The following is a 15,035-nucleotide window of genomic DNA, read 5'->3' on the forward strand; positions in this document are numbered from 1 at the left end:
GCTACTGCCGGAAAGGGGGCAAACCGCGGGTTGCGGCTTGGGTATGTAAGTCGTATTCAGTTGGCTGGTGGTAGCCGGGACGTGTCCCGGTCTACGGCAGAACCACTACCTGGGCGCCGAAGACCAGTCCGGCACCGAAACCGATCTGCAGTGCCAGGCCGCCGCTCAGCTCAGGGTTCTCCTGAAGCAAGCGGTGCGTTGCCAAGGGGATGGATGCCGCCGACGTGTTTCCCGCCTGGGCGATGTCGCGGCCGATGACAACAGATTCGGGAAGCTTGAGCTTCTTGACCATCTCGTCGATGATGCGCATGTTGGCCTGGTGGGGAACGAAAGCAGCGAGGTCGCTGGCTTCGATGCCGGCGGCATCCAAAGCCTGCTGGGCTACCTTGGCCATTTCCCAGACTGCCCAGCGGAAAACGGTCTGGCCGTCCTGGCGCAGGGTGGGCCAAACGTCCTGAGTCGCGGAGAGGATGGCGGGGTCGTCGATTTCGTCCGAGTGGCGGGCAGATTCGCCGAGTTTCTTGACATCTTCCAAGGAGTGGGTCATCCCGATCGCGTCCCACTTGCTGCCATCGGAGCCCCAGACCGAAGGTCCGATGCCAGGGGTGTCGGACGGGCCGACCACCACCGCGCCGGCGCCGTCGCCGAGGAGGAACGAGATGGTCCGTTCGTGGTTGTCGATGACGTCTGAGAGTTTCTCGGCGCCGACCACGAGAACGTACTCGGCAGCGCCGGAACGGACAAGGGCATCAGCCTGGGCCACGCCGTAGCAGTACCCTGCGCAGGCGGCCGAGATGTCGAAGGCCGGTGCCGGCGTCGCGCCCAATCGGTCGGTAAGCGCAGCGGCAGCGGAAGGAGTCGCGTAGGGGTGTGTCACGGTGGACACGATGACGGCACCCAGCTGGGACGGTTCAATTCCTGCCTGCTTGAGGGCCTCACGTGCGGCGCCTTCGGCCATGTCGATCACGCTGACATCCGCGGCTGCACGATGACGGGTGATGATGCCGGTGCGCTGGCGGATCCACTCGTCCGAGGAGTCAATCCACTGGCACACGTCGTCGTTGGTGACGATGACGTCCGGCCGGTAGGCGCCGATGCCCAGGATGCGTGCATTCTCGTTGACAGCAGCCTTGTTGAGTACTGGAGTGCTCACGCCTGCCCCTCCAATTCAGCAAAGAGTGCGAGAGCCGCGGAGAGATCCTCCGGGGTTTTGACAGCAACCGTCTTGACGCCGGGCATGCCGCGCTTGGCGAGCCCTGCGAGCGTGCCGGCAGGGGCAAGTTCGATCACACCGGTGACGCCGCGTTCAACGAGGGTTTCCATGCACTGATCCCAGCGGACCGGGCGCGAGACCTGCGCGATCAGGCTTTCGACTGCGGCAGACCCTTCTGTGACTTCCTTGCCATCGTAGTTCGACAACAGCGGAACTGCCGGGTTTCGCGGCGACAGGGACGGCTTGAGGGCCTCAAGGGCGCTGACTGCCGGTGCCATGTGGGAAGTATGGAAAGCGCCGGCCACCTTGAGGGGTATGACGCGGGCCTTCGCTGGCGGGTTGTCCGCCAAGGCCTTGAGTTGCTCGAAGGTACCTGCGGCGACTGTTTGTCCCGCGCCGTTGACATTGGCTGGAGTGGCACCCGCGGCAGTAATTGCCGACAGGACCTCGGCCGGGTCTCCGCCCACAACGGCGCTCATGCCCGTGGGGGTCACTGCGGCTGCTGCAGCCATGCTGTTGGCCCGCTCCCGAACGAAGCTCATGGCCTCGGCCTCGGTGAGGACGCCCGCGAGGGCTGAGGCCGTGATTTCGCCCACCGAGTGCCCGGCGAGGATGACGGGAAGGGTGCTGAGTTCGACATCGAACAAGGACTTGGCAGCAACCAGGCCGGCGGCGACGATCAATGGCTGCGCTACGGCAGTGTCCTTGATGGTCTCTTCATCCGAGGTGGTTCCGTGGGCCTTGAGGTCAATGCCTGCGATTTCGCTCAGTACGGCCAATTGGCCTTCGACGGAGGGGAGTTCCAGCCAAGGGGCCAAAAATCCGGGGGTCTGGGAGCCCTGTCCAGGGCAGACGATTGCAAGCACGTATCCAGCTTTCCAAATTGCCACGTGATCCACTGGTGTTTTGGTACACCAAGCTCACTGGGTCAGTTTGTAGGAAGTCTACAACGGTTCAGTTCTGTGAACGTGACGCGTGACGTTCGGCGGCGGCTTTCGGTTGGGCCGAAAGGCGGCCCACCACCAACGCCGTTTGCAGCACAAACGCTTCCCTGGGGAGGAGCGGATCCCAGCCTGTCACATCGCAGACACGCTTCAAACGGTAGCGCACGGTGTTGGCATGGACGAATAGTTCGCGTGCCGTGGCTTCCAGCGAGTGGCCGAGCTCCAAGTACGTGCCCAGGGTCTCCACGAGCCCGTTTGAGGCCGCCAGCAGGGGCCTGTAAATGTTCTTGATCAGTGACCTGCGCGCGGCGTCGTCACCGGAAACGACACGCTCGGGGAGGAGGTCGTCTGCAGCAACAGGCCGTGGCGCGGACGGCCATGCACGGGCTGCGGTCAGCCCTGCGAATGCCGCTTGGGCGGAACTGCTCGCCTCAAGCAACGAGCCTGCTTCCGGGCCGTAAACCACAGCCCCTGGTGCAAAGAGCTCACTGAGCTTGACATAGGCTGTGTCGCGGTCCTGCACCCCGCCAAGGATCAAGATGAGCCGGTCGCCCTGGATTCCCACCAGTGCGTCTTCGGCGAAGCGGCCGGCGGTACGGCGAAGCTCGCTGACATAGCTGGCGCTGGGCTCCGACGGCGAATTTCCCACCATCACTGTGAATCGCTCCTGCGCTTTCCAGCCAAGGGCTGCAATCCTGGACCTTAACGCATCGGTGTTCTCGCCTCGCAAAATGGCGTCAACGATCAACGCTTCCAACCGCGTATCCCAGGACCCGCGGGATTCCGCAGCCCGCGCATAAACATCAGCGGCCGCGAAAGCTACTTCCCGTGAATAGCGCAGTACGGCTTCCCGGAGTGACGGCTGGTCCGATTCCGGGGCGATTACGGGCACCTGGTCCTCGACGACTTCCACCACGATGCGGATCAGCTGCAGGGCCTTTTGCAGGCTGATGGAACGAGTCAGTTCCGTGGGGGCGTTGCCAAAGACGTCTGTGAGGATCCACGACGGCGAACTGGGCCGTTCGTACCACGTCACGAAGGCCGCGATGCCATTCTGGGCCACCAGGCCCAAGGCCGAGCGCTCATCGGAGCTCAGGCGGCCATACCAAGGCAGCGATTTCTCGAGCTGGCGCATGGTGCTGGTGGACAGTTGGCCCACGTTGGCGCGGAGTTGCCGAAGGGTTTCAGCCTTTTCGGGTGACAATGCCTGGGATGCTGCCTTGCGCTTGGTGGTTGTTTTGCTCGGCTCTGCCATGGAACGAGCATACGGCCCATCACGGACAAGCTCCATTTGTGAGAAGGCTACAACTCGTGTTGTTGCTGGTCACGTCCTTGGCATGTATGACCTAACCCGCTTAACGCCCGACGGCGGCCCCCACCTTTCGGTGAAAGCCGCCGTCGCGGATATTGCTGTCGCTGCTTTTGCCGCGAATTACCCGACGAACAGTTAGGCGTCGCCGCCTGCTCCGCCGGTGGTGCCGGCGTTCACATCCAGAAGCCGGTACTTTTCGATCGCCTTTTCCAGCGCACCTGCTTCAACTTCTCCCTTGGCGGCGAGGAGTTGGAGGGTTTTGGCGACGATGGAGTGGGTGTCGTTTTTGAAGTAGCGGCGTGCGGCTTGGCGGGTGTCGGAGAAGCCGAAGCCGTCTGCTCCGAGGGAGGCGAAGTCGTTGGGGATGAATTGGCGGATTTGGTCGGGGACGGCTTTCATGTAGTCGGACACGGCGATGACGGGTCCGGTGGTGCCGGCGAGTTGTTCGGTGATGAACGGGGTGCGGGCGGGTTGGCCGGGGTTCAGGAAGGCGTGTTCTTCGGCGGCGAGTCCGTCGCGTCGGAGTTCGTTCCAGGAGGTCACGGAGTAGATGTCGGCGGCGACGTTCCAGTCTTCGGCGAGGATCCGTTGGGCTTCGAGGGCCCAGGGTACGGACACGCCGGAGGCGAGGATGTTCGCGGTGGGCCGGTTCCCGGTGGTGCCGTCGCTTTGGGGGGCGGGGGCGAGGCGGTAGATGCCTTTGAGGAGCCCGTTGATGTCGAGGTTTTCGGGTTCGGCGGGTTGGGTGATGGGTTCGTTGTAGACGGTGAGGTAGTACATCACGTTACGGTCTTCACCGGGGCCGTCAGCGTTGCCGTACATTTCTTCGAGGCCGTGGCGGATGATGTGGCCGATTTCGTAGCCGTAGGCGGGGTCGTAGGTTTTCACGGCGGGGTTGGTGGAGGCCAGGATGGGGGAGTGTCCGTCGGCGTGTTGGAGTCCTTCGCCGGTGAGGGTGGTTCGTCCTGCGGTGGCGCCGATGATGAAGCCGCGGGTCATTTGGTCCGCGGCGGCCCAGAAGGAATCGCCGGTGCGTTGGAAGCCGAACATGGAGTAGAACACGTAGATCGGGACCAGGGGTTCGCCGTGGGTGGCGTAGGCGGTGCCGGCGGCGGTGAACGCTGCGACGGCGCCGGCTTCGTTGATGCCGGGGTGGATCAGTTGACCGGCGGGTGATTCTTTGTAGGCCAGGACGAGGTCGCGGTCCACGGAGAGGTAGTTCTGGCCTTTGGGGTTGTAGATTTTCGCGGTCGGGAAGAACGCGTCCATGCCGAAGGTCCGGGATTCGTCGGGGACGACGGGCACGAACCGGGCCCCGAAGTTCTTGTCCCGCATCAGGTCCTTCAACAAACGGACGAAGGCCATGGTGGTGGCGGCTTGTTGTTTCCCGGACCCGCGTTTGGCCACTTCGTAGGATTTGGCGTCCGGGAGGGTCACGGGGGTGTGGGTGCGGCGTCGTTCGGGCACGAACCCGCCGAGTTCGGCGCGGCGTTCCATCAGGTATTTGATTTCCGGGGCGTCCATGCCGGGGTGGTAGTACGGGGGCCGGTAAAGGTCAGCGTCGAGCTGGTCATCGCTGATCGGGATGCGGAGGTGGTCACGGAAGGCTTTGAGGTCGTCCATGGTCAGCTTCTTCATCTGGTGCGTGGCGTTGCGGCCTTCGAAGTGCGGGCCCAGGCCGTAGCCCTTGACCGTTTTGGCCAGGATCACGGTGGGTTTGCCCTTGAACTCGGTCGCTGCCTTGTAGGCGGCGTAGACCTTGCGGTAGTCGTGGCCGCCGCGTTTGAGGCCCCAGATCTGTTCGTCGTCCAGGTCCGCGACCATGTCCTTGGTCTGCGGGGATTTGCCGAAGAAGTGTTCACGAACGAACCCGCCGGACTCGGCCTTGTAGGTCTGGTAGTCACCATCGGGGGTTTCGTTCATGATCTTCACCAACGCCCCGTCCTTATCCGCTTCCAGCAGGGAGTCCCACTCCCGGCCCCAGACGACCTTGATCACGTTCCAGCCCGCACCGCGGAAGAACGCCTCCAATTCCTGCATGATTTTGCCGTTACCGCGGACCGGTCCGTCCAGGCGCTGGAGGTTGCAGTTGATCACGAAGTTCAGGTTGTCCAGGTTCTCGTTCGCGGCGAGCTGGAGCAGGCCACGGGACTCGGGCTCGTCCATTTCCCCGTCGCCCAGGAACGCCCAGACCTGCTGGTCGGAGGTGTCTTTGATGCCGCGGTTCTGCAGGTACCGGTTGGACTGGGCCTGGTAGATCGCGTTCATCGGGCCGATACCCATCGACACGGTCGGGAACTCCCAGAAATCAGGCATCAGGCGCGGGTGCGGGTAGGAGGACAGGGCATGACCGGCCTTGGACTTTTCCTGACGGAACCCGTCCAGGTCCTCTTCCGTGAGACGGCCTTCCATGAACGCCCGGGCGTACATGCCCGGCGAGGCGTGGCCCTGGAAGAACACCTGATCCCCACCCGAGGGGTGGTCCTTGCCGCGGAAGAAGTGGTTGAAACCCACCTCATACAACGTCGCAGCCCCGGCATACGTGGAGATATGCCCGCCCACACCAATATCCGAACGCTGCGCACGATGAACCATCACCGCGGCGTTCCACCGCATGTACGCCCGGTACCGGCGCTCGAACTCCTCGTTCCCCGGGAACGGCGCTTCCTGGTCCACCGGGATCGTGTTCACATAATCAGTGGTCGTCACCATCGGCACACCCACCGACCTGGCACCGGCACGCTGGAGCAACGAACGCATAACGTACTGGGCACGCTCGGTACCCTGCTCCGCGATCAACGCATCAAGGGACTCAATCCACTCCGCGGTCTCTTCCGGATCACGATCAGGCAGCTGGGCAGTCAACCCGCTGAGGATGTGTGAGGTCTCTTCTCCTGCAGCCACGTCCAACCTTCCTTTAGGCGCATGCATCGGCGCCTCAAGTCCGGCAGGGTAACTGCCCGTCGTGAACGCGTCGTGTGCGACATCTCTGTTTCAACAGCCCGGTCGGATGCGCCGGGCAGGTCTTGTGAGCGCTTGGCTGCCTGTGGAACTTCTCGGGGCGGTCGCCCTGCAGCCGTAGCGCTCATGGCCACTCTAGCTTTCGCGGCGTCGCGATGCGTAGCCGTGGGTGCCTAGGGGCGTTGTATGTCACACTCCCGCGGCCTCCGTGACGCAAAGCACGCAATCCTCTTGGCGTCGAAACACCGTGTGGAATGCGGAATATGGCCGCTGGCTGGGACAATAGCTTGAAGCACACGCCCAAAGGGTGTTGGCTGTTAGTAATGGAAGTCACTGCAAAAGGAGGAAACGTGAGCGAGGCCGACGCCGCCACATCGGTAAATGTGGCGGAAAGAATGGGTTTCAAAGATGGGGATCTGATTCAGGAACGCGGCTACGACGACGACGTCGATTTCGACTTGCGTGACGACATCGAAGATGTCACAGGCTCCGAGTTGTTGGATGAAGATGATCATGACGTCGTGGATGCTGTTGTTTTCTGGTGGCGGGATGGCGACGGTGACCTTGTTGATGCCCTGATGGATTCGCTCACCAACCTGAAGGAAGGCGGGGTTGTTTGGGTGCTGACGCCAAAGTCAGGCCGTGACAACTACGTTTCTCCTGCAGACATCCAGGATGCCGCCCCCACTTCAGGACTACACCTGACTACATCGGCAGGGGTCTCAAAGGACTGGAGCGCCACGCGTTTGGTGCCCAAGAAGAACAAGTGACAGCAGTCCAACAGGCTCCGGCCCAGGTGCTCGTTCCTGAAACGGGGCGGCTTGCACCGGATTTTGAACTGCTGAATCAGTACGGCGAGCCTGTCCGTTTGGCGGACTACCGGGGCCGCAATGTTGTCCTCGTGTTCTTTCCCTTTGCTTTCTCCGGCATTTGCACCGGCGAACTCTGTGAGATTCGCGACAACATCGCGGACTTCAAGGATTCGAATGCCACGGTACTGGCGTTGTCCGTAGATAGTAAGTTCGCACAACGGGCCTACGCGGAGCATGAGAACTTTGGCTTCGACCTCTTGGCGGACTTCTGGCCGCATGGGGCCGTGGCGCGGGACTATGGCGTCTTCGATGAAGCGAGTGGAATGGCCCTAAGGGGGACGTTCATCATCGACGCTACAGGCGTCATCCGCTATGTCGTTGTCAATCCCCGCGGCCAAGCGAGGGACTTTGCCGAGTATCGCCGGGCGTTGTCGTCTTTGGCGGACCAGCCGTCATGAACCATCCCAGGCCCGGAGTCGGCATGACTGGATTTGCCAGCATGCCATCCGCGCCCGTAGGGCAACTTGACCCCGAAGAGTTGCAGGCGCTCGAAGTTGCCGGGGAGCTCCTAAGGGGGAAGCGCTTAGCTGTACTCACCGGAGCCGGGTTGAGCACCGATTCAGGGATTCCTGACTACCGAGGGCCCGGTTCTGCGCCCCGGAACCCCATGACCTACCAGGAGTTCGTGGGAAGTGAGGCAAACCGGCGGCGCTATTGGGCGCGGAACCACATCGGTTGGTCCCACCTCAGGCATGCCGATCCTAATGCCGGCCATAAGGCAGTCGCGGTTCTGGAACGTCGCGGCCTGTTGTCCGGTCTCATTACACAAAATGTTGACAGGCTCCATGAGGACGCCGGAAGCATCAACGTGGTGGACTTGCACGGCCGATTCGACCAGGTGGTTTGCCTCAGCAATGGACACACCTTCACCCGGCGCTTGATCGCAGCGATCCTTGAAGAAATCAATCCTGGTTTCCTGGAGGCGGCACTGGAGTCCGGTGTAGTAGAGATGGCTCCGGACGCTGACGCAACAGTTGAGGACCACGAGCTCATTACCTCGTTCGTGATGGCGGTCTGTCCCATTTGCGGTGGGACGTTGAAGCCGGACTTTGTCTACTTCGGTGAGAACGTCCCCAAGGACAGGGTGGCCCGCGCCTACGAGATGGTGGATAACGCGGACGCCCTCTTGGTGGCGGGATCGTCGCTGACGGTTCAGAGCGGACTGCGGTTCGTGCGCCACGCCGCAAAATCGGGAAAACCAGTGGTCATCATCAACCGGGGAACTACCCGCGGCGACGACTTTGCTCAAGTGAAATTGGAACTGGGAGTCAGCGGCGCATTGGACTACCTTGCGCGCTCTTTGCCGGATCTTCCACAAGCTCCTGCGCCGATTGGTGTTTCGGGCGGTTGATCATGTAGAGTCATTGTTCGTTGGTTGAAGCGCGGAGGAAGTTACGAAGCACGGAAGCCGCGGTTTGGGTCTTTAGCTCAGCTGGTAGAGCGCCACGTTTACACCGTGGATGTCATCGGTTCGATCCCGGTAGGACCCACCAGGAAAACCCCGTCATTCAAGTCGAAAGGCTTGGAGGGCGGGGTTTTTGTTTGCCTCCTTCCAGCCGCCCGCGATCTTGAATGTCAGACCTGCGCCCTACGGTTTCTTCCATGGAGCACGTACACATCGTCACAGTTGAGCCAGGCGCCCCGGCGGTCATCATGAGGGGCGGCCGGGAGTGGCGCATGGTGGTGGAACCAGTGCGGTGGTTTGAGCGGGTTGCCTGGTGGGAGCAGTCCCGCCGGATGCCCAGGGGGCAAGGGCGGGTTGATATTGAAGTCTGGCAGGTCCAGGTCCGCCTGGGGAGCAACCCACGGTCCGGCATCGCTACCTGGGAACTGGTGAGGGACGGAACTGGTGGGGGCTGGCGCCTCCGGGGCGAGGAACTCGCTGCTGCTTAGGCTGACGCCGGAAATGGATGAGCTCTCCACCACGACTATTGGGGGATGCCGCGGTGGAGAGCTCGAAGATGAATATACAGAGAACTTTTTGGTTTGGAAAGTACGGTCTCACCGGAGACGCCGCGGGGGGCCCAACTCACCCTGCTGAGACGCCCCCATTCCACTATGATGAGTATTGTTCAGCAGAATGAACAGTCGAATTGCGATGTCGAAGGAGAATCATGGCCGATTCCCGCACCTCCCGTTCCGAAGGGCTGGGCGCTTCGTCGCCGGCGCCTGCCGTCACCCGCGCTGCAGCCGTGTTGGAGGTGCTGGCCGAGTCCCCCACGGGCCGACTAACGCTGAGCGATCTCTCGCGTGAACTCGGAATTCCCAAGTCCTCCACGTCCAACCTGCTATTGGCGCTGGAAGAAGCGCGGCTCATTACCCGCCAAGGTGCCGACTTTGCCTTGGGGAGGAAGCTTGTGGAACTGGGAGCTGCATACCTCAGTCGCCTGGACGAGGTGCAGGAGTTCTACAAGTACTGCGAGCAAGCGCCTACGCTCTCGGGAGAGACTGTGAGAATTGCGATGCTCGATGGCGACCATGTCATCTATTTGGCACGGTACGAGGGCCATCCAGCGGTCAGGCTGACGTCCAACATCGGCGACAAGATGCCCGTCTCGCTCTGCAGCGTCGGCAAGGCCCTGATTGCACAGCTTCACGATCACGATCTCGACGCGATGTTCCCGGATGGCATGGAGTTGCCCACCATGACCGCGAACTCCCTCAAGACTGCGGAGGAGCTCAAGGCCCAGATTTCCACCATCCGCAAGCAGGGGTACGCCTTCGAGGATGAGGAGTCCACGGTAGGCGTAGTCTGCCTGGCCGTGCCGGTCCCTACCCGCGGGGCGCATGGCCCAAGCCTTGGCCTGTCGGTGACAGCGCTTAAGGCCACCTACTCGGAGGAGCAGGGCGCCCTCATGGTCAAGGAACTTAAGGAATTGGCGCGTTCCCTGGGCAACCCTATGGGTTAGGTCCCTTCAAACGGTCTAAATAAATCTGATTACAACCTTGGCAGCGCGTTCAACAAGCTGTACGCTGTTCATCATAGTGATCTTGGCGGTGATGCCATCACTATCTCGCTGGGCCAACGGGGGCCCGGGGTGATTTTGAGGGAGTGCTTGTGATAACTCGTGCAAATGAAAAGCTCGCGGCCGAGGCCGGGGACGCTGTAGTCGAGCCGGAACAGCTCCGACGGGCTACGCTGGCCAGCTCTGTCGGCTCCGCGCTGGAGTACTACGACTTCTACATTTATGGCTTGGCTTCGGCGCTGATCTTCGGTCCGCTGTTCTTTTCTCCGCTGGGCCCTGACGGCGCGTTGATTGCGTCGTTCGCCACCTACGGCGTTGGCTTTGCTGCCCGTCCGTTTGGCGGTTTGATCTTCGGCTACATCGGGGACAGGTTCGGAAGGAAAATGGTCCTCATCCTCACCATCGCGTTGATGGGAACTGCAAGCTTCGCCATTGGCCTTCTTCCCACCTTCGAACAAGCCGGAATGCTCGGCGCTGTATTGCTGGTCACGCTGCGAATCATCCAGGGGTTGGGGGCCGGAGCCGAGCAAGCCGGCGCCACGACCCTGATTTCAGAAGTGGCTCCGCGCCGCCGTCGTGGGTTCTTCGCTTCATTGCCGTTTGTCGGCATCCAGTTGGGCACGCTCCTCGGTGCCGGCACCTTCGCGCTCATTGCCATGGCGGACAAGGCCGTCCTTCAGGGGTGGCTGTGGCGGGTGCCTTTCCTGGCCAGTTTCATTCTGATCGCCGTGGCCATTTTCATCCGTCTCAAGCTCAAGGAAACGCCCGCGTTTCAGGAGTTGGAGAAGCACAGGAACGTGGTCAAGAACCCCATTGGCGCTCTCTGGAAGCACTCCAAGAAGAACGTGTTGCTCGGCATCGGTCTTCGCATGGGCGAGAACGGCAACTCTTCGATCTACTCCGCGCTTCTGGTGTCCTTCATGAGCATGCCGGCGGGCGTGTTCGCTGGTAACAACTCCATCGGTCCTGTGGGTTTGCTGATCGCGGCCGGTTTCGCCGCGGTCATGGTGGTAACTTTCGGTGCCTTGTCCGACAGGTTCGGCCGTGTTCCTGTGTACCGCTACGGCGCACTCTTTCAGGCGATCATCGCGGTTCCTGCCTTCTACCTGGTCACTTTGGGGAACGTCACGTTGGTATGGGTAGTCATGGCGGTAGGCATTGCAATCGGTGTTCAGTCGATGCTGGGCCCGCAGTGCCCTCTCTTGCCGGAACTGTTCGGATCCCAGTACCGCTTCACCGGCGTCGCCATGAGTCGCGAAATCTCGGCGGTCCTGGCTGGCGGACTTGCACCGCTGCTCGGCGCGCTGATGTTGGCCGCCACCAACCACTCATGGCTGGTCCTGGCCATCTACTCCCTGGTCCTGGCGCTCATCTCTTTCGTGACCACGTTCTTTACCCCTGAGACGGCTGGCAGGGACCTCGTCAGTACCGACGACGCAAAGTAGGTTCCGCAGAAGCACCTGCACCAGGAACTCCCAAAACAGCGCGGCACCTCCTTCAAGAGGGTGCCGCGCTGTTTTGCGACTGAACACAAAAATGAGTGGCTCAGACTGTGGTGGAAATTCGCGGGTGGCAGTGCAGAATTGGTGCAGCGAAAGAGGAGCGTGTCGATGACGGCAACCAAGGGCCTTGCGTCACCGGAGAGTACCGGGCAGGTCCGGGCCGGGGCAGGGAAGACTACGTTTCGGCCTGAGATCCAAGGCCTGCGTTCCTTGGCCGTACTCATGGTCGTTTCATACCACATTTGGTTCGGCCGGGTTTCCGGTGGAGTGGACGTCTTCCTGCTGATTTCGGCGTTCCTGATGACGTTGCAATTCGTCAGCCGTTACGAGGACGCGCGGCCGGTATCACTGGTGCGGCACTGGCTGCACCTGTTCTGGCGGCTGCTGCCTGCCGTCGTCGTGGTCCTGCTTGGCACTCTCGCGGCCACGTATGTGTTCATTCCCCGCACACGCTGGATCGAAATAGTCAGCCAGGGATGGGCTTCGCTGTTCTACGTCGAAAATTGGCTGCTCCAACGCCAGGTGGTCAATTACTACGCGGCAGACCATAGCTTGGCGAGTCCTTTTCAGCATTTCTGGTCGCTGTCCATCCAGGGGCAGGTCTTTATTCTCTGGCCGGCCATCTTCGTTGCCACGGCCTGGGTGTGCCGCCGTCTGAATCTGCGGTACCGGGCCGTGCTGCTTGGAGTCTTCGGGCTGATCTTCGCAGTATCGCTGGCGTATTCGATCTACTTCACGGCGGCCAATCAGGAATTGGCCTACTTTGATACCTTTGCCCGGTTGTGGGAGTTTGCCTTGGGCACGCTGGTGGCGCTGTTGCTTCCGTATCTTCGGCCCGGGCGGGGACTGCGAAGCGTGCTTGGCTGGGCAGGGGTGGCCGCCATGCTGAGCTGTGGCGCCCTTCTTCAGGTGCAGACCGCGTTTCCTGGTTTTGTGGCTTTGTGGCCGACCCTTGCGGCCGTGGCTGTCATTGTCGCGGGGCAATCGGGCAGTCGCTTCGGAGTTGACAGGATCCTTTCGTCCAAGCTGTTGGTGGGTCTGGGATCTACCTCCTATGCGCTCTACTTGTGGCATTGGCCGCTGTTGGTGATTACTTTGGTGTGGATCGGCCAAGACCAAGCAGATGCGATCACCGGCACCTTGATCGTGGGTGCGTCGCTGCTGTTGGCGTTCCTCACTACCCGGTTTGTGGAGCAACCCTTGCGTGCATGGCGATGGCCGGAGGCCAAACGCCGGCGTCTGGCGTTGGCTGTATTTGTTTGTCTTGCGGTCGCTGCCGCTCCGATGGTGCAGTTCGGATACCAGCAACAAATGGCGAAGAACATTATCGCTTCGCAGAATACCGACGATAACCCGGGGGCGCGGGCGTTGCTACCCGGATATGTCGACCTTGTTAGCGAGGGCGCGCGGACGCTGCCCACCCCTGAGCAGCTGCCGGAAGATTGGGGAAGGCTCGACGGCGCGTGTACCGGAGATCTTCGTCCAACGGATCCGGTGCTGTTTGCAGAGTGCCAGCAGAACGACGTCGGTGCTGACGCCGAGAGGACCGTCTTTGTGGTGGGTCAGTCCCATTCGCTGCAGTGGCTTGGAGCCATCGGCCCCCTGGCCAAGGAGCACCAGTGGCGTGTCCAGGTCATCACGTTCGGGGCCTGCCCGTTCATGACCGAAACGGACGAGGTAGGGGACGAATGCAACGCCTTCAACCGAAACGTCCGGGAACACATCCGTATCCATCAGCCCGATGCTGTCTTCCTTGTGGGGACGGCAGCAGTTACAGACTCGCCGGATGAGGACCTCACTTGGGGTCTTGACGAACTGGTTGGCGAGATCACTGACCAGGGCATTGAGGTCATCGCCATGAGGGACAACCCGCGCTTCTCATTCAGCCCGAGTGAGTGTGCAATGGCGTCAGGCGTAGAGGACCCACGCTGCCGTCCAGCCCAGTCGTCGGTGCTTGCCGAAAGCAATCCCTTGGATCAGTTGGAGGGTACTTTCACGGGGTTGTCCATCTTGGACATGACGGACCTGATCTGCGACGGATCTTCATGCCCGGGCATCGTTGGCAACGTGTATGTCTACCTCGACGACAACCACCTCTCGAGTACCTACGTCAGGACCATGACCGAGACGTTGTCCGAGAGGTGGTTTGACGCCACAGGATGGTAGTTTCCGGCCTAGTAGAAGTGGACCGGATCAACCAGGTGGGGGAGTTCGCCACCGTCCAGGAATGTGCGCAGGTTGCTGCAGAAGCGTTCCGTGATGAGCCGGTTTTCCGCTGTGCTTAATGCCGAGGTGTGCGGTGACACCAGGACTTTGGGATGATTCCACAAAGGGCTGTCCTGCGGAAGTGGCTCCACCGCGAATACGTCGAGGCAGGCGTATGAGATCTGGCCGTTGTTCAGGGCTTCCAGCAAAGCGACCTCATCCACTACGGTGCCGCGGCCGACGTTGACGAATACGGTTCCCGGCTTCATGGCGGAGAAAATGTCCTTGTTGAACAGCTTCTCCGTGTATGGGGTGCCGGGCAGTGTGTTCACCACTGCGTCGGCGTCCGCCAGCAGGCCGGGGAGGCCCTCATTGGTGGTGACCTCGTCGATCCCCTCCATCGGTTCCACAGTGCGCTTCGTTCCACTGACCTTCATCCCCAAGGCCCGGGCGATTCGAGCAGTCTCCATGCCAATCTCGCCGAGGCCTGCGATGACCACTTTGGAGCCGTTGACCAGCTTGGTGGGCGTCCTCAGCTCGGGCCAGTTTTTGGTGGCCTGGTCCTGCGCCATTTCGGCGCTGCGCTTGAACCCGTTGAGGATGCCGAAGGCTGAGAACTCTGCCAGGGGCAGCGCATGGACACCCGCGGATGTCGTCACGCGGAACTTTTGAAGGGTTTCCGTGTCCAGGCCGGATGCCTTGACGGCGCCACCCGCTCCGGCCGCCATGGCGTGGATCCATTGCAGGTGGGGGTTGCTGTCGGCTATGCGCGCCAGTCCGGCCGGGCTCTCGTTAGGGAAGCCGTACAGGACCTGGGCCCTGTTAAGCATGGCCCAGTAGCGTTCCTCCTGCTCCGACGTGCGCTTGAACTCCGGATCGCCAGCGTGATCGGCGGGGAACCTTTCCGGCGGAAGAAGTTCGGGATCGTAAAAAACGGTTACAGAGGGATCTACAGCGCGGATCAGCTCTACGTGCTCTGCTTCGAGCGGCACAGCGATGGCGATGGTAAGTTCGTCAGTCGTCATGGTGTTCATCATACTGAATGGAGGCTAGGATATTG

The 15,035-nt window shown here is 61.4% G+C and carries 12 protein-coding genes and 1 tRNA gene; 8 read left to right on the forward strand and 5 right to left on the reverse strand.

The annotated features are described in order from the left end of the window. Positions 1-91: 91 nt before the first annotated feature. From ACZ881_RS02145 to aceE, 4 genes are all read right to left on the reverse strand, one after another. Positions 92-1,153 carry a beta-ketoacyl-ACP synthase III gene (locus ACZ881_RS02145; protein WP_091468082.1) on the reverse strand — a complete coding sequence of 354 codons (1,062 nt, stop codon included), beginning with the start codon at positions 1,151-1,153 and terminating at the stop codon, positions 92-94. Continuing rightward, positions 1,150-2,079 (reverse strand): ACP S-malonyltransferase, encoded by a 930-nt coding sequence (locus tag ACZ881_RS02150; protein ID WP_178997597.1) that lies wholly within the window; start codon positions 2,077-2,079, stop codon positions 1,150-1,152. Before ACZ881_RS02150 ends, ACZ881_RS02145 begins: the two co-directional genes overlap by 4 nt. Before the next feature lie 88 nt (positions 2,080-2,167). Beyond that, positions 2,168-3,412, reverse strand: coding sequence for a PucR family transcriptional regulator (locus ACZ881_RS02155; RefSeq protein WP_091468076.1), 1,245 nt, complete (start codon positions 3,410-3,412; stop codon positions 2,168-2,170). 192 nt (positions 3,413-3,604) lie between these two features. Next, positions 3,605-6,400 carry a pyruvate dehydrogenase (acetyl-transferring), homodimeric type gene (gene aceE / locus ACZ881_RS02160; protein WP_476112265.1) on the reverse strand — a complete coding sequence of 932 codons (2,796 nt, stop codon included), beginning with the start codon at positions 6,398-6,400 and terminating at the stop codon, positions 3,605-3,607. A 380-nt stretch (positions 6,401-6,780) separates the two neighbouring features. Between aceE and ACZ881_RS02165 the strand changes: the two genes are divergently transcribed. From ACZ881_RS02165 to ACZ881_RS02200, 8 genes are all read left to right on the forward strand, one after another. Next, positions 6,781-7,200 carry a DUF3052 domain-containing protein gene (locus ACZ881_RS02165; protein ID WP_026005795.1) on the forward strand — a complete coding sequence of 140 codons (420 nt, stop codon included), beginning with the start codon at positions 6,781-6,783 and terminating at the stop codon, positions 7,198-7,200. After that, positions 7,197-7,700 (forward strand): peroxiredoxin, encoded by a 504-nt coding sequence (locus tag ACZ881_RS02170; protein ID WP_476112267.1) that lies wholly within the window; start codon positions 7,197-7,199, stop codon positions 7,698-7,700. The genes ACZ881_RS02165 and ACZ881_RS02170 overlap by 4 nt, the downstream gene beginning before the upstream one ends. Next, positions 7,697-8,653 carry an NAD-dependent protein deacetylase gene (locus tag ACZ881_RS02175; protein ID WP_476112269.1) on the forward strand — a complete coding sequence of 319 codons (957 nt, stop codon included), beginning with the start codon at positions 7,697-7,699 and terminating at the stop codon, positions 8,651-8,653. Before ACZ881_RS02170 ends, ACZ881_RS02175 begins: the two co-directional genes overlap by 4 nt. 66 nt (positions 8,654-8,719) lie before the next feature. Continuing rightward, positions 8,720-8,795: transfer RNA gene (locus ACZ881_RS02180), tRNA-Val, on the forward strand. A gap of 109 nt (positions 8,796-8,904) precedes the next feature. Then, complete coding sequence (locus tag ACZ881_RS02185) at positions 8,905-9,195, forward strand: hypothetical protein (protein WP_091468068.1); 291 nt, start codon at positions 8,905-8,907, stop codon at positions 9,193-9,195. Positions 9,196-9,416: 221 nt separating this feature from the next. After that, the gene (locus tag ACZ881_RS02190) at positions 9,417-10,211 is read left to right on the forward strand and encodes an IclR family transcriptional regulator (protein ID WP_476112271.1); all 795 of its coding nucleotides are present in this window, start codon (positions 9,417-9,419) and stop codon (positions 10,209-10,211) included. 143 nt (positions 10,212-10,354) lie between these two features. Further along, a complete protein-coding gene (locus ACZ881_RS02195; protein WP_476112273.1) occupies positions 10,355-11,713 on the forward strand; it encodes an MFS transporter in 1,359 nt (452 codons plus the stop codon). A 165-nt stretch (positions 11,714-11,878) separates the two neighbouring features. Beyond that, complete coding sequence (locus ACZ881_RS02200) at positions 11,879-13,936, forward strand: acyltransferase family protein (RefSeq protein WP_476112275.1); 2,058 nt, start codon at positions 11,879-11,881, stop codon at positions 13,934-13,936. 8 nt (positions 13,937-13,944) lie between these two features. Here ACZ881_RS02200 and ACZ881_RS02205 read toward each other — a convergent pair whose 3' ends face one another. Further along, on the reverse strand, positions 13,945-15,012 hold the full coding sequence (locus ACZ881_RS02205) for a D-2-hydroxyacid dehydrogenase (RefSeq protein WP_476112277.1): 1,068 nt from the start codon (positions 15,010-15,012) through the stop codon (positions 13,945-13,947). Positions 15,013-15,035: the final 23 nt, after the last annotated feature.

The sequence above is a fragment of the Paenarthrobacter sp. TE3676 genome, assembly GCF_056279165.1.

Coding starts and splice junctions, on each gene's coding strand:
- ACZ881_RS02190 (WP_476112271.1), top strand. CDS start 9,417: ATGGCCGATTCCCGCACCTCCCGTTCCGAAGGGCTGGGCGCTTCGTCG.
- ACZ881_RS02200 (WP_476112275.1), top strand. CDS start 11,879: ATGACGGCAACCAAGGGCCTTGCGTCACCGGAGAGTACCGGGCAGGTC.
- ACZ881_RS02205 (WP_476112277.1), bottom strand. CDS start 15,012: ATGATGAACACCATGACGACTGACGAACTTACCATCGCCATCGCTGTG.
- ACZ881_RS02185 (WP_091468068.1), top strand. CDS start 8,905: ATGGAGCACGTACACATCGTCACAGTTGAGCCAGGCGCCCCGGCGGTC.
- ACZ881_RS02155 (WP_091468076.1), bottom strand. CDS start 3,412: ATGGCAGAGCCGAGCAAAACAACCACCAAGCGCAAGGCAGCATCCCAG.
- aceE (WP_476112265.1), bottom strand. CDS start 6,400: ATGCATGCGCCTAAAGGAAGGTTGGACGTGGCTGCAGGAGAAGAGACC.
- ACZ881_RS02175 (WP_476112269.1), top strand. CDS start 7,697: ATGAACCATCCCAGGCCCGGAGTCGGCATGACTGGATTTGCCAGCATG.